The organism is Aeromonas sp. D3, assembly GCF_027705025.1.
GTDB lineage: Bacteria > Pseudomonadota > Gammaproteobacteria > Enterobacterales > Aeromonadaceae > Aeromonas > Aeromonas salmonicida.
The window spans coordinates 1-1,434 of sequence record NZ_JAPDBE010000086.1; the positions used below are offsets into that span (position 1 = coordinate 1).

General features: G+C 52.4%; 1 rRNA gene (only partly in view). It reads left to right on the forward strand.

What is annotated here, in order from left to right:
* Positions 1-1,434 (forward strand): 23S ribosomal RNA (locus OKC28_RS22810) (its annotated part continues 1,396 nt past the right edge of the window); the annotation flags it as partial.

Below are 1,434 nucleotides of genomic sequence, written 5' to 3' on the forward strand. Positions count from 1 at the left end.
AACGAGGCGAACCGGGAGAACTGAAACATCTAAGTACCCCGAGGAAAAGAAATCAACCGAGATTCCCTCAGTAGCGGCGAGCGAACGGGGATTAGCCCTTAAGTTTCTTGGAAGTTAGTGGAATGGTCCTGGAAAGGCCAGCGATACAGGGTGATAGCCCCGTACATGAAAACGACCTTGAAGTGAAATCGAGTAGGGCGGGACACGTGACATCCTGTCTGAATATGGGGGGACCATCCTCCAAGGCTAAATACTCCTGACTGACCGATAGTGAACCAGTACCGTGAGGGAAAGGCGAAAAGAACCCCTGTGAGGGGAGTGAAATAGAACCTGAAACCGTGTACGTACAAGCAGTGGGAGCCCTTCGGGGTGACTGCGTACCTTTTGTATAATGGGTCAGCGACTTACATTTTGTAGCGAGGTTAACCGTATAGGGGAGCCGTAGGGAAACCGAGTCTTAACTGGGCGTCTAGTTGCAAGGTGTAGACCCGAAACCGGGTGATCTAGCCATGGGCAGGTTGAAGGTTGAGTAACATCAACTGGAGGACCGAACCCACTAACGTTGCAAAGTTAGGGGATGACCTGTGGCTGGGGGTGAAAGGCCAATCAAACTCGGAGATAGCTGGTTCTCCCCGAAAGCTATTTAGGTAGCGCCTCGGACGAATACTACTGGGGGTAGAGCACTGTTTGGACTAGGGGGTCATCCCGACTTACCAACTCCATGCAAACTCCGAATACCAGTAAGTAATATCCGGGAGACACACGGCGGGTGCTAACGTCCGTCGTGAAGAGGGAAACAACCCAGACCGCCGGCTAAGGTCCCAAAGTTCTGGTTAAGTGGGAAACGATGTGGGAAGGCTCAGACAGCTAGGATGTTGGCTTAGAAGCAGCCATCATTTAAAGAAAGCGTAATAGCTCACTAGTCGAGTCGGCCTGCGCGGAAGATGTAACGGGGCTCAAACCAGGCACCGAAGCCGCGGATTCATACTTATGTATGAGTGGTAGGGGAGCGTTCTGTAAGTCTGCGAAGGTGTATCGAGAGGTATGCTGGAGATATCAGAAGTGCGAATGCTGACGTAAGTAACGATAAAGGGGGTGAAAAGCCTCCTCGCCGGAAGACCAAGGGTTCCTGTCCAACGTTAATCGGGGCAGGGTGAGTCGACCCCTAAGGTGAGGCCGAAAGGCGTAATCGATGGGAAGCAGGTTAATATTCCTGCACGACTTGTAATTGCGATGGGGGGACGGAGAAGGCTAGGTGGGCCAGGCGACGGTTGTCCTGGTGAAAGTGCGTAGGTGGTGTTTCTAGGCAAATCCGGAGACACAACACTGAGACACGAGACGAAGCCACTACGGTGCGGAAGCCATTGATGCCCTGCTTCCAGGAAAAGCCTCTAAGCTTCAGATTACAAGTCATCGTACCCCAAACCGACACAG